At 64.3% G+C, this 12,996-nt stretch carries 10 protein-coding genes; 8 read left to right on the forward strand and 2 right to left on the reverse strand.

Features of this window, described 5'->3' with window-relative positions:
* The first annotated feature begins 67 nt into the window (after positions 1 to 67).
* The 7 genes from E0504_RS10860 to E0504_RS10890 all read left to right on the forward strand — a co-directional run bounded on the left by E0504_RS10860 (position 68) and on the right by E0504_RS10890 (position 11,038).
* Complete coding sequence (locus E0504_RS10860) at positions 68 to 349, forward strand: Hpt domain-containing protein (protein ID WP_165938480.1); 282 nt, start codon at positions 68 to 70, stop codon at positions 347 to 349.
* A gap of 169 nt (positions 350 to 518) precedes the next feature.
* Positions 519 to 2,756, forward strand: coding sequence for a hypothetical protein (locus tag E0504_RS10865; RefSeq protein WP_131623865.1), 2,238 nt, complete (start codon positions 519 to 521; stop codon positions 2,754 to 2,756).
* 11 nt (positions 2,757 to 2,767) lie between these two features.
* The gene (locus E0504_RS10870; RefSeq protein ID WP_131623867.1) at positions 2,768 to 3,118 is read left to right on the forward strand and encodes a response regulator; all 351 of its coding nucleotides are present in this window, start codon (positions 2,768 to 2,770) and stop codon (positions 3,116 to 3,118) included.
* Positions 3,119 to 3,122: 4 nt separating this feature from the next.
* A complete protein-coding gene (locus E0504_RS10875) occupies positions 3,123 to 5,570 on the forward strand; it encodes a poly-gamma-glutamate biosynthesis protein PgsC/CapC (RefSeq protein WP_131623869.1) in 2,448 nt (815 codons plus the stop codon).
* A complete protein-coding gene (locus tag E0504_RS10880; RefSeq protein ID WP_131623871.1) occupies positions 5,567 to 6,322 on the forward strand; it encodes a hypothetical protein in 756 nt (251 codons plus the stop codon). Before E0504_RS10875 ends, E0504_RS10880 begins: the two co-directional genes overlap by 4 nt.
* A 19-nt stretch (positions 6,323 to 6,341) precedes the next feature.
* Positions 6,342 to 7,166 (forward strand): hypothetical protein, encoded by an 825-nt coding sequence (locus E0504_RS10885; RefSeq protein ID WP_131623873.1) that lies wholly within the window; start codon positions 6,342 to 6,344, stop codon positions 7,164 to 7,166.
* A complete protein-coding gene (locus tag E0504_RS10890; RefSeq protein ID WP_131623875.1) occupies positions 7,163 to 11,038 on the forward strand; it encodes a hypothetical protein in 3,876 nt (1,291 codons plus the stop codon). The genes E0504_RS10885 and E0504_RS10890 overlap by 4 nt, the downstream gene beginning before the upstream one ends.
* Positions 11,039 to 11,211: 173 nt before the next feature.
* Here the strand turns inward: E0504_RS10890 and E0504_RS10895 are convergent, their stop codons facing one another.
* The gene (locus tag E0504_RS10895) at positions 11,212 to 11,391 is read right to left on the reverse strand and encodes a hypothetical protein (protein WP_131623877.1); all 180 of its coding nucleotides are present in this window, start codon (positions 11,389 to 11,391) and stop codon (positions 11,212 to 11,214) included.
* An 858-nt stretch (positions 11,392 to 12,249) separates the two neighbouring features.
* Here E0504_RS10895 and E0504_RS10900 point away from each other — a divergent pair.
* Positions 12,250 to 12,768 carry a PilZ domain-containing protein gene (locus E0504_RS10900; RefSeq protein ID WP_165938481.1) on the forward strand — a complete coding sequence of 173 codons (519 nt, stop codon included), beginning with the start codon at positions 12,250 to 12,252 and terminating at the stop codon, positions 12,766 to 12,768.
* Positions 12,769 to 12,884: 116 nt separating this feature from the next.
* Here the strand turns inward: E0504_RS10900 and E0504_RS54145 are convergent.
* Positions 12,885 to 12,996 (reverse strand): DUF1153 domain-containing protein (locus E0504_RS54145; protein WP_131623881.1); only part of this gene is annotated, 112 nt, incomplete at its 5' end.

A 12,996-nucleotide genomic window follows, 5' to 3' on the forward strand; every position in this document is an offset into this window, starting at 1 on the left:
ATCGAATTCGACCTCTATTGTGAACGGAATGGTTAAGCTAGGCTCCGGATCAGACCGGGACGCGCTTTTGCGCCAGCGGCTGGCCGGGTTGTCGCGCCGCTTCCTCGAACGCGCCGTCGACGATCGCCAGCACATCGCCGCGGCACTGCTGCGCGGAAACCTTAAGGAAGTGACCGCGCTAGCCCACCGCTTGGCCGGAACCGCCGGAAGCTTCGGCTACGAAGATCTGGGTAACCACGCGGTGCGGGTCGAGGAACTGATCAAACAAGGTGCCGCACTGGAAACGATCGATGCCGAAGCCGATCAGCTGTTAGCCTCGATCGATCGGGCAGTCGCTGCCGCAGCATAATGCCATGGGAGCACCCTCTGATAACCACGTAGCGCGCGCCGGCCCGCCACTTCGACTGCTCGCTACAAACCCGCTCCTCCAGCTCATGTCCGGTCCTTCGGCGCATACCGACGCTCCTCGAACTGCGCTAGCCAGCGCTTCACAGACGGGGCGATTTGCCTCGGTGCCCTTGTTGCTAGCGATCGGCCTGGCCTTTCTGAGCGCCACTAGGCTGTTCATTCTTCCTAACGGAGTGGTGTTCGACACCTTAGCGGCGCGTCTCCCGCTCGAGCAGCAAGCGGTGATCGTGGTGAGACCGTCAGCTTTGGAGCGCGAAGCCGTGCAAGCGAACCTGCACGCGGCCGGCGTTCGCACTATCAACGAAGACGACCGAACCAGCGTGCCCATATCGACATTCGGGATCGAACGCTCGTTTGCAGACCGTAGCGGCCTTGCTCGCCTGATCCAACTTCCCGCCGAGGTCACAGCGCCCGAGTTCTCCGGCGCGCAGGTGCTCAGCGTGCCGGCGGTGATGCCGCTCCTAACGGGCAGGACAGTCGTCCTCGGGCCGCCGGTGTCCAAGCGCGACGCGCGCTTCACGCCATCGGTGTACGCATCGCCCCGCAGCTTAGATAGCACGCAACTGCATGCGCGCATTATGCAGGCGGTCGCAAGCGACCGAACTGCGACGGAACTTGCCGCGCCCGGCCGGGCAATCGTGCTGCTGTTCTTCGCGCTGCTGCTTGTCTCGCTCCAGTTGGTCATCGGTAGTCGCCTGCGAACGGGTTCGAACTTGGTTGTGCTCGTGGCAGCGTGGTTGGCGGGCGTTGCGGCCCTGCTTATCGGCGGTGTGCTGCTACCCTTGCCCGAGCTGACGCTGCTCATCCTCGGGACGCCCTTCGCGACGAAGGCGGTGGCCTCGCGCGAGCGCGATAGACGCCTGCAATTGTTGGCGGACCGTGCGGCGACTTTCATGCGCCGCAGCACGCTGGTCAGCGACGGGCGGCGCTTCATCGCGTTCGTGCCGGCGATGCTGCGCGTCGCCGGCGTGCACAGCTCCGTCATTCTCGAGAACCACGACACGAATGGCTGGATACCGCTGGCCGGGGAATCGCCCGAGACCCTGATGGGCCACACGATTACCCCCGCACAAGCGTTGGCCGCGGACAAAAAGCGGCCTCGCCCGGTTCGCATATCCAACAGCGCGAGCGGAGCGTTTCTATGCCTGTCCCGGCTCGATCGGGCCGGATGTCCGACTTATTGCCTGTTCGAAGTCGTGCCCGGCCACGACACGAAACCAGTACTGATCGGCGCCGCCCGAGTGCTCGATCATCTCGCTAGGCTCGCCCGGCCCGCAACCCAGCGTTCGCGCACAGGGGACCCAGACGCTCAGCTGTTCGCCGCGATGGACCGCGTGGCCTCGTTCGCCGCCGAACTGCGGCGTACAATTGGCGCGCTGCACACCGCGGCGATGCTGTTCGACGGGTCAGGCGTGCCGCTGCAACTCAACTCGGCGATGCGGAGGTTGCTCGCGCGCGCCAAGGTAGTGGAGGATACGGCCACCCCGCTCGACGTCGCGGTCGCGCTCAGCGGTCTCGATCAACAAGCGGCGCTCGGGCTGCTGACGGAAGCGCTGCGGCACGGCGCGTCGATCGGGCTCGCCTCGCGGCACGAGATAGAGGGCCGCTACTACGATACGAGAGTCACCTGGACCGGGGGCGACCTGCTGTTCGAAGCGGCCGATGTGACCGATCTTCAGCAACTCGCGCATTTGCGGACCGAAGTGGCAAGTGAAGTCGACGCCAGGATACGCAACGATCTGGAGGCCATCGAACTGGCGAGCAAGCTCACGGGCGACGGGCGTTTACCGAGCGACAAGCGCGCTCGCGCGATGCAGATGGTCTCGCAAGCCGCCGGCCGCACGCGCGACACGCTCGAAAACCTGTCGCGAATGATCAGCGGCTCGGTTCACGCAAGCTCCTCGGAACCGTTCGCGGTCAATCCCAGAACCGCGCTCATGCAAGCGCTGACGGCCGTCCGCTCGCAAGGCGGGAGGCACTTGGGAGGCGTCAAATTGACTGTCCCTCAACTCGCTTCGCTGGTGCTCGCTGACCCGGGCGAGCTTGACGAATTGCTGAAAGCGATGCTGCAGGTCGTGACGTCCGACGGTGAAGAGGACGGTGAGATCAGAGTAACATTGACGGAAGGGGCCGAGGCCAGCGTGATAGTGATCGCCGGGGGGTTCGGTCTTCCGCCCGACCGGTTCGAACTCGCGCTATCTGACGGAGCGCAGGGCGTGCCGGCACCCTTCCGCACCCTCCAGCGTGTGCGCGGATATCTCGGCGACTGGGGCGCTGAGCTGAAGTTGGTCAGCGAGGCGGGCCTGGGCTATCGGTTCGAGCTCATCTTGCGGAGGGCGGCCAAGTGAATAAGCGGGTATTGCTCGTCGAGGACGACAGCCTGATCGCCGAACTGCTCGAGATGGTTCTACTGCTCGAAGGGGTGGATGTGACCATCGCGTCTAACGGCGCGGAGGCGCTGGCGCGACTGGAGGCGGACAGTTTCGACGTGATCGTACTCGATTTGATGATGCCGGTCCTCGACGGTCTCGGGCTGCTCGACCAACTTGGCGCTATCGGCCAGGCGCACCCGCCGATCCTGGTGTTCTCGGCGAGCACCAGCCGCGAAATCGCCGATCGGGCCTTGAAGGCCGGTGCCGCGGCCATCGCGCGCAAGCCGCTCGACCGCGACGAGTTCCTCGCCATCGTCCGCCGCCTGCTGGGCGAATGAGCCGATGAGTCTCTGGCCCCTTCCACTGTTTCCCGAAGGAAGCCTCGCCAGCTCCGTCATCACCACGGTGTGGATCGGCGTGTTCATCGTCTGCCTCATGAACCTGCGTTTCGGCTGGGTCCTTTCCGGGCTGGTGGTGCCGGGGTATCTCGCCCCCCTGCTGATCGCAAAGCCGCTTTCGGCCGGGGTGGTGATGATCGAAGCGCTCATCACTTACGGATTGTTCTGGCTGCTGTCCGAGCGTCTGGCCCACCATAGCCGGTGGAGCAGTTTCTTCGGCCGCGATCGCTTCATGGGATTGATCCTCGTCAGCGTCGCTGTCCGGCTCACGCTCGACGGGTGGGTCCTGCCGCTGCTGGCCGACAATCTCGACCGCTATTACGGTCTGTCATTCGACTGGCAGAACAGCCTGCACAGCTTTGGCCTGATCGTCGTCGCCCTGCTGGCCAACCAGTTTTACAAGCCCGGCCTAGTGCGCGGTTTGCTGCAGTCGGCGGTGACAATCGGCATGACGTGCCTGATCGTCCGCTATGGATTGATGGAGTTGACAAACTTCAGGATCGGCGGAGTGGTCTATCTCTACGAAGGCTTCGCCAGCTCCATCCTGGCAAGCCCTAAGGCTTATATCATTCTGATCGTCACCTGCTTCATCGCTAGCCGGATGAACCTGCTTTACGGGTGGGATTTCGGCGGGATCATGATCCCCGCGTTGCTTGCTCTCCAATGGTACCAGCCGCAAAAGATCCTCACCTCTTTCGTCGAGGCCTTCATCATCTACGGATGCGGCGCGCTGCTCCTGCGATCGCGGCTGTTTGCCGGCACCACGGTGGAAGGCGCCCGCAAGATCCTGCTCTTCTTCAACATCAGCTTCGCCTACAAACTGCTACTGGGTCACGTGCTTGTAGCGGTGGGAGTCGAGCAACGTATCACCGATTATTACGGCTTTGGATATCTGCTTCCTACCCTCATCGCGATCAAGGCGTACGACAAAGGTATCCTTGCCCGCGTGACCGGGGCGGTCGCGCAGATCAGCCTGAGCGGCGCGCTGCTCGGCAGTCTCGTCGGGTTTGTGCTGACGTTCGGTCGATCGGACGGCACGGTCTTTGCCGCGGCTCCCGATTATCGGCGCTCGCCCCTCACTGGCGCGATGGTAGCGGCGCGGACTTCAGGACAAGTGCGGATCGACCAAGCGCAAGGCGCGGCGGCTGCGGATCCGGCGCTCTCCGCAAGCGGGTTTGCGCAAGGCGTCGCAGCTCTCGATCGGTCCGGGTCCAGCGAAGCGGTGCGCGCGATTCTGGCCGAAGCAGGTTATTCGGTGCAGCGTTTGGCCGACGGCAAGGTGGCCGTGCGGCCGCGGGACGGCAGCGGCTTCGCTCTGATTCACAATCCTTCCGCCGCGCGACGAATGGCGATCCTGTCCCCTAACCCAGACGCAGCACCGCTCATGGGCTTGGCGGCTTATGCGACCTTCGAGAGTCAGGACGCCCGGTGGCTCGTTCTGGGTGAATTGAAAGCCGGACTTGGCCCTAGAAGCAGCTCCGCCGTCGGGGAGGTCCTGCGCCAAGCACTGCATAGCCCGCTGCTCGAGATCACGCAGGCGAGCGGGAATGCATCCATTCTCAGGCTGACAGCCGAGACGGGCCGGCTGATCCGTTTAGAGGACCTTCTGCGATCCGCCCCCAATGTCCGGCTTGCGCTTGCCGAACCTCTCCTTCCGCACTCGGTTCTGTCGCTCAGTCGGGCGGGCATCCAGGAACTGGTGGCAAACGTCGCTCCGCTCACATCGAGACCGTTCGCTAGCTATAGGGACGAGGAGCTTGCCTTCATTCGCTACGACCTGTTGGGGCCACTGCTGCGCTCGGGCTCGGACACCAATCTGCAAGCGCTCCAACGGGCGGCGGCCAGTGTGGGCCTGCACCTTTCGACAGCGCGCGCCGGTCCGGCACCGGTATTCGAACTCCGCCGGGCTGGAGCGCCCGGGGAACTCTATCTCCTTCGCCCCGCATCGACGGGGCCGGTTTTGCAAGCGTCGGATGCGCCGCCAATCCAGGCCCTCTCGCGCAAGCTGTTCGATAGCCTCGATGCGCGCGGCCTGCTCGTCGCGCCGCTCCCGCAAGCGGTGGAGGCCGCGCAAGCCCAGCTTGAGCCGCTGATCACGCAGGCGCTGAACGATACCGTTGCGGGAAGGCCGCTCACCTTGCAACTGCGCCCGCGGCCGAACTTCGGCGGGCCGCCGGGCTCCGTCCTCGCAGTCGATCGGATCGAGCCAGCGGGAGGTCTGGCCGACCGCCTGATAGCGCGGCTGCGACAGGCCGGGCTTCATCCCCGTCTCCTCCAGCGCGATGACCTGCTGAGCGCCGGCCTCGAAATCGGGCCGGCGCCACAACTGCGCTACGTTCAGCAGGCGCAGGGCGGCCGGGCGGCGGTGCTGTGGATCGGCGCCGCGCCATGAGGATTGCCGGACGCGCTCTGTTTACCGCCGCCGTCGTTTTCGCTGTGCTTGCCATAGCGTGGCTTGCGCCGGCGATTGGGGGAGCTTTTCAGCAGCGCCTCTCGCCGCCACGTATAGCCGATGCCGACCGCAGCATTGGGTACGCGCTGAGCGACCGCCCGACCACTTTCGTGTTTAGCCGCCCGCAGCGGATGGTTCGCATCATCACGAATGCCCAACTCAGCCGGGCAGCCGCCTTCCCGCGCTACGGCATCATGGTCGAGGCAATCAGCGCCGACAATCGGATCGTTTCAAACCAACGCATCTTCGCACGCTCGATCCAGTTGTTCGTGCGCGGCGCGCGCAAGCACCTGGTGCCCCGCACTTTCATGCTCCCCAACGAAGGCGCGGAGCTCTCGGCCGGCGACATCGCGATCATCGACTACGGTGAGCCGGTGGCCGCGGTCCGCGTCGCAGTCGGGACGAGCGATCCGGAGGTGGTCGGCATAGTCGCGCGGGTGCAGGAACAGCGTCCGGTGTCCCCGCGGCAGCTCTCGGTCGGCTGGGATCGCATCAGTGAGAGCGAACGCGAACAACTCGCAGCGGGCAGTGCGCTCCCCCCCGCGCTCATCGGCGAGCATGCGCGGCGTGGCCTGTTGCGGAGGCGGTGGCATCCGGTGGGTCCGGCAGGTGTGCTAGGTCAGGATTACGATCAAGTCGCCCTTTACGAGCGCGCCGGGGCGGTGGTCACGCCCGCGGCAGCGGCGCAGTGAAGGCATGGGAGTGACACGCATGGCGCTGCTCGCCGCTGGCGTCGCAGCTGTAGGAGTAGGGTTGTACTTGCAAAGCGCATTGTCACCAGGGCGGGTGTTCGAGTTGAGTGAGGCCGACTTCCGCTCGACCGAAGGTGCTTTCGTCGCCGCGCTCCGCGGCGAGCGCGGCTCGGCGCCAGACGGCATGGTAGCTGTCGCCGCCAGCAATCCGGTCACCGCGCTGGTTCTCCGCGAGGATGAACGACAACACGCAGGCAGAGGCGAATACCTCATACGCAAGGATAGAACAGTCGAGCCGCTGCTAATCGCGGCGCCGCACCGGCGTGCCGACCGCTTTACCGGCACGCTCGCGCGGCTCATCTTTAGCGAAACGGACGCCGCTGCCGCCGGATGGAACAGCGCGCCGCGGCGGGGGCTGTTCGGCGAGCAGAACGACGTAGCAAAGCTTCGTCGCCATCCGTTCACCGCCTTCGCGCTGGCCTTCGCCGCGACGTATCCGAGCGGGCGCGTCGTCCAATTGCATGGGTTCGATCGAGACCGGCGTCGGACGAAAGCAGCACAGGGTGCCTCAGTCATCCTGAGCGGCGGTTCGGCACGCCCGTCGCAAGCCGTGGCGAGCGTGAGCAGTTGCCTGCAGGAGAGCGGTCGCATGGGGCAGATATTGGTCTACCCGACCGATGTCGATGAACTGGGCGCGACACAGAACGCGCAGGGACGGGCGCTGCGGGGCGCCGGGTTCGCCGGCTTCGTGCACGTTGAGCTCAGCCTGGCGCTACGCCGTCAGCTGGTGAATGACGCGAACTTGCGTGAGCACTTCGCAAGATGCCTGGCGAGCGGACTTTGAGCCCTTCCGCGGATAGCCTCTGGCGCGATCTTGAGTCGCGCCTCTCCGCCGAACTGGGAGAGCGGCCGCCAGCCGACGTGCTCGCTCGCTGGGTGCAGGCAAGGTTCGGCCGGATCGAACAGCTCTCCGCGTGGGAGAGCGAATTCGAAGCCGAGTTCCAGGCGGCGGCGGACGAAGATTTCCGGCATCGGGCGATCCTGCGGCTGACGGAGCGCCTCGGGGCCAGCCCGCGCCAGCTCAGAGGCGACGCGAAATCGTTGCGCAGGTTCTTCGATCGCGACGCCGTCACCGAGCGCGTCCGGCGCCGCGCCGGCAACGAGGAACGTGCGGTTGTCTTTGGCCTCGATCGGCTCGGTGCCGCCGGTCCTGATCCGCTGACGGACGATGTCGTCCGCGACGTGATTGCCACGGCTTGGGGATACAGCCGCGATCCGCGCATTCGCGAAGCGGGCTTTCGCTGCCTGAGAACTGCTCAGGAGCATGGCGGAAGCGGTCTGCGCGAAGATTACGTGCTGGAATGCCAGCGGGCGCTGCTTCGCCGGGGGGAGACCACCTGGACGCAAAACGAAGCGCTTACGATCCTTGCCATCGGCGCTCCGGATTCCGCGGCGGAAATCCTGCGACGACGGCTCTCGGAGCCCCAGCCGGGGGACGATGGGTTCGTTCGGCGCCACGCGCTGGCATTGCTGGCCTCGCGTGGCGAGCTTGCCGCGGTGCGCGACGACCTGATCCCTCTGGCCTTGGCCGACCCCAGCGCGGCGGTGCGGCAAAAGGTAGCGCAGGTAGTATGGAGCTGTGGCCACACGACGCGCGCCGATCTCGCCCGAAGGCTGACCGCCGATCCGGACGCGAAGGTGCGCGCTCAATTGCTGCTCGGCGTCGAGACGGTCCCCGAGCTGGGCCAGGAACTGCTCGAGCTCGCCTTATCGCGCGAAGACGACCAGTTCGTCTTGCGGGCCGCGCTGCACGTCGCCGGACAATGGGCGTTTCGCGTGGACCGAACCCAAGCCCAGCGTCTGCGACGTGTGCTGCATCCTCCGATCGAGCGCCTGCGGTTAGAGCACCCGAGTGCGCAGGTACGCGCGTGGGCATCGGCCGCTGGCGAGCGCCTGTGGTGCGCGACCGATGCTCAGGCACGACCCTTCGTCGAAAAGATCGCCTCGGTAGCCGCGCTCGTGCACGAGGGAGGAACAGTACGCGTGTCCGGTCTTACGAAAGCGGTAAGCGCGCACCGCAACCGCGTCGGACGTGCGCTGGCGGTGTTGGCGCGCGACGATTTCGGTTTCGAGGTGCTGCCCGGCGATCGTCTCAGGCGGGGCGATCGGTTCGCATTCCGCACATGGCGCGCGGTTCATGAGTGGCGCAATCCGGGTTCGGACAAGCGCCAGGCGCATCCGCACTGGATCGGCCGAATTTTCCGCGGGTCCTTTTTGGTACCGAGCGGCATCCTGGCCGAGTTGGCTCCCACCAAAGTCCCCGGCGAGCCACTCTTCCAGCCGGACGAAGGCAACTGGCGGCCGTGGCTGCCGTTGCTCGACATGGTGCTGTCGGCGATCGACACCGGCGGCACCGTCTCGATCGCTACCTCCGAGGGGATGACAGAGATCCGATCTCCCGAAAGCTTCTGGGAAAGAGTTCGGGCGCGGGTGATGGTAAGCTGGCGCTTTGCCGAGCTGGCTGAGCTGCGCAACTGGACCGAGGCCAGCGGAAGGCCCGCCGATTCGTACGTCGCGGCGTTGCGCGAGATCGGGGTTGTCGTCTCCTTCCGGCCCCACGCCGGTGAGAAAGCCAAGGGAACTCCGGCCCGATTCTTTTCGGTCGGTCCGGCCGCTCTTGCCGGCATCCCGCTGTTGCAAGAGGCGCTCCGGTACTTCGACTCCATTTACGCCAATACCGTAGGGCAATTGTGGCTGTTCCTGCTGCTCGCGATTGGCTGGTTCGTACTCAATCACCACCGGCGCAATCGTTCGATGCGGCAGGCTCGTCGCACGTTCAATCTCGTCGTGGGCGGCTGGGGGACACGGGGCAAGTCGGGCACCGAGAGGCTGAAGGCAGCCGTGTTCAGCGCACTCGGCCATCCGCTCATATCGAAGACGACCGGCAATGAGGCGATGTTCCTGCACGCCGCCGCGTTCGGCGAAGTGCGCGAGATGTTTCTGTTCCGCCCGTATGACAAGGCGACCATCTGGGAACAGCTAGACCTAGCGGTGCTCGCAAGCCGCCTCGGCGCCAAGGTGTTCTTGTGGGAGTGCATGGGCCTCACCCCAGCCTACGTCAGGGTGCTCCAGCGCCATTGGATGCGCGACAATATCGGCACGATCACTAACACCTACCCCGACCATGAGGACGTCCAGGGACCGGCAGGACGCAACATTCCCGAAGTAATGACCAACTTCATACCCGAAGACGCGCTGCTGATCACCAGCGAGGAACAGATGCGACCGATCCTCGAGGAAGCGGCCCGCGACCTCGACACCTCCGTCTACACCGTCGGCTGGCTCGAGGCGGGTCTGATCCCGCAGGAGTTCCTCGCACGGTTCCCGTACGAGGAGCATCCGTATAACATTGCGCTCGTTACTCGCATGGCACAGCAACTGGGCGTCGAGCCCGACGTGGCGGTCAAGGAAATGGCCGATCGTGTGGTGCAGGATATCGGCGCGCTTAAGGTGTATCCCGAAGCCATCGTGCGCACGCGGCGGCTGGAGTTTGTCCTCGGCAATTCGGCGAACGAACGCTTTGGCGCGCTCGGCAACTGGACGCGGCTCGGGTTTGATCGGCACGACCCCGTCGAAGAGCCGGACTTGTGGATAACCACCGTGGTCAACAACCGGGCTGACCGCGTTCCCCGGTCGCGCGTATTCGCCTCGATCCTGGTCAAGGACATCTCGGCGGATCGCCACGTACTCATCGGATCTAATCTCGAAGGGATGGAGGGCTTCATCAGGGAAGCGTGGGCCGAACTGGCGCCAAGCCTGACGCTGGCGCCGCCGGATCAACCGGAGGTCGATCCGCTGGCGCAACTCGAGCAGTACGCCCGCCGTTTCCGCGTGGTCCATCGGCAAGACCAGTTAGCGTCGATCGAGGAGGTGCTGCGCGCCAGCGGCCGGCCGGATGACGATGGTTCCGCCGAGCACCTGGAGCGCTGCAAGCGCCAACTATCGGAGTACGAAGCGCTGGCAAGCGAGTTGCGAAGCGGAGGTTCGACAGCACAACAGGATGCCCGGCTGCGCGAGCAGCTGTGGTCGTGGTTCAAGGACAAGATCGTGGTGGTGCAGAACTACCATGCATCCGGAGAAGAAATCGTCCGCCAGCTGGCCGACATGACTCCGCCCGGATTTCGAAACCGCATTATGGGCATGCAGAACATTAAGGGCACCGGCCTTGATTTCGTCTACCGTTGGCACGCCTGGGAAGCCGTCGCGCGGGCATGCGCAGACATCGAATCCAGCGATGAAGGAAGGCGAAAGCGGGGCCTGCAAGCGCTCTCACGGTTTCGTGAATACGGCATATTGTCGGCGGAACGGGTCGAGGATCTTGTGCGACAACTGCGCGCGGAGGGGACCCTCCTTGGCGAAATCGAGCGCAATCAGGTATCGCTGATCGAGGCGCAATTGCACGACCAGCTCGCCCGCTTCGGCCGGAGCATGGCTGCCGGCGAGGCAAGCGGGGGCAGCCGATGGATCAATCGCCTCGAAGCGGTGCTCGACGGCGGCGACGCGGTCCGCCGCCGCAAGAAAGCGGACCGAATCTACCGCGACCTTACTAATGAGCGGATCAGTTCCGAACGGGCAGCTGCGGAACTGAAAAAGCTGACCACGCGTCAAAAGGGAGGCTGGCTTCCGCAATGGGTCGCTAGCGGAAGGACGGCTTAGCGCAGCTCAGCGCGCCTTAGCAGCCTGTCAGCTATCCGCCCGGCTTCCGCCGTTCGCCCGAGGACGAAGTTGTCGACCGGGGCGGTAGTGCCACTAGCGACTATTCGGGATGACCCGGATACCCCCGGGATCACTCTGCTGCTCAACCCTTGAGCAGGTTTGGCGAGGTTTGCTCACCATAGCCTCGGATCGGTCCCCACTCGCTTGCTGACTTCAGCTTCGATCGCTTGCAGCTGGCTACGGCTCATGACGCCGTTCGCGAGCAGTGCCTTCATCAGCTCCTCGACGAGAGCGGCCAGGAAATGCAGCTCCCCACGCTCGGATGCTTGCTCCTCTTCAACGCCTTCTTCCATCCCGCACTCCTGCTCGTTTTAACCGACCAGTAAGTGCAACGATCGCCTGAACCAGTCGCTCCGCCGAAACTGTCTTGTTTTGTGGCAAGCGAGACTCGGCTGTTGCCAACGGGACGGCCTCTGCCACTGATAAGCTCCCTCCACACGGGCGAGGGCCTACGAGGTCGCGACAGCCTCGTCCGCCCCAAAACTGTGGCATCGACCAGGCGGTGCACTCGTGTGACGCCGCCTGGTCACCTTAAATGCTGCTTAGCCAAGGCGCCGCTAGCGCGATCAGGTAGGGTGCTCGCGGCGCTCACGAAGCGCTAGAGTAAAAGCGTCAGTCGGGGTCGCTCCTCCCGCCATTCCTTTTCGCAGTCCGCTGGTCGGTAAGTAGGCGGGTCTTACGGGGCCGGAGGAACTTGTACCAGAAACGAAACCTGATCTCCTGCAGCCGCCGTCGTTCCCTTCGCTCCCTCCGGTCCAAACGCCTCTGCTTGCGAGGGCGTAGCACATCCCACCAGTAGAACAGGAGGACCCCTCCCAAGACTACTGCCATCAGGCCAACGAGCAGGATCTGATCTCGCTGCATGGAAGCCGTCTAGTGCCCTTTGAAGGTGGGTGACGCTGCCAGGGCCCAAACATCGCTCGATGACTAGGCGCGACCTAGCAGCGTCTCGTGCTGCCTAGCGGCTGATCGTTTTCCCAAGGTGAACGGCGACAAGAAATCTTCCCCCGAAGCGGGAGAAGTAGGTCAATCGGAACAGGCGATGGGCAGTGTGACCCGCTCCGCTCGGGTGGGAAGCGGACGTTTACTGCCTCATGCACTACCTAGCCTAAGCTAACCTATTTTTAGCTATGCGCTGGCAACAGTCCTGCATGCACATGATCGCGGCGATTCGAGCATCGAACGACATTGCTGCTCCCGATGGAGATGCTGCAGACCGGCCGGAGCGCCGTACCGAACAGCGCCGCTCACTGAAGCTCTCGGCAATTGCTTCTTCGCCATCAGCCGAAGAAACCCGGGTCATAATTCGGGACATATCGGCCGGTGGACTGCTCATCGAAGCGGATCTCGGGATAATGTCGCCGGATGACCAACTTGAACTAGATCTGCCGAGAGAAGGCATCGTTCGGGCTCGCGTCGTCTGGCAGAGCGGCCATTTTTACGGGTGTCAGTTCAGCGAGCCGGTCTCGACGGGCGCTGTCAGTGCGGCACTTTTGAAATCGGAACCAAGCTTAGCTGGCATCCTGAATTCAACAGGCGACCCGGCAGAAGCTACGCCGCGTGTTGGTCCTCCGTCGCTAGAGCCTGAGTTGAACCTCTCTGTCGCTTTGGGGTTAGCGCTCTTGTTGTGGGGCTGCATCGCTGCAGGGGCATATTTTCTGTTTTCCTGAGCCTACGAACGCCAAGCCGCCGCATTGTAGGCTGTCGGGTCTTGCGCTGACCGTCGGCTTCGAGACGCGCTCACGACGATCCTGAGCGGCAGGAAGACCCCGCTCCAGAAGAGGTGTCAGCCATACCGAAGTCGCCGCTCATAGAGGTCGCGGTAGTGTTGAGTTCGGGTGACCCGGAGCCCTTGCATGCCCGAGCGGTCAACAGCGCGCTGCCAAGGATATGTCTCT

The organism is Parafrankia sp. BMG5.11, from assembly GCF_004337455.1.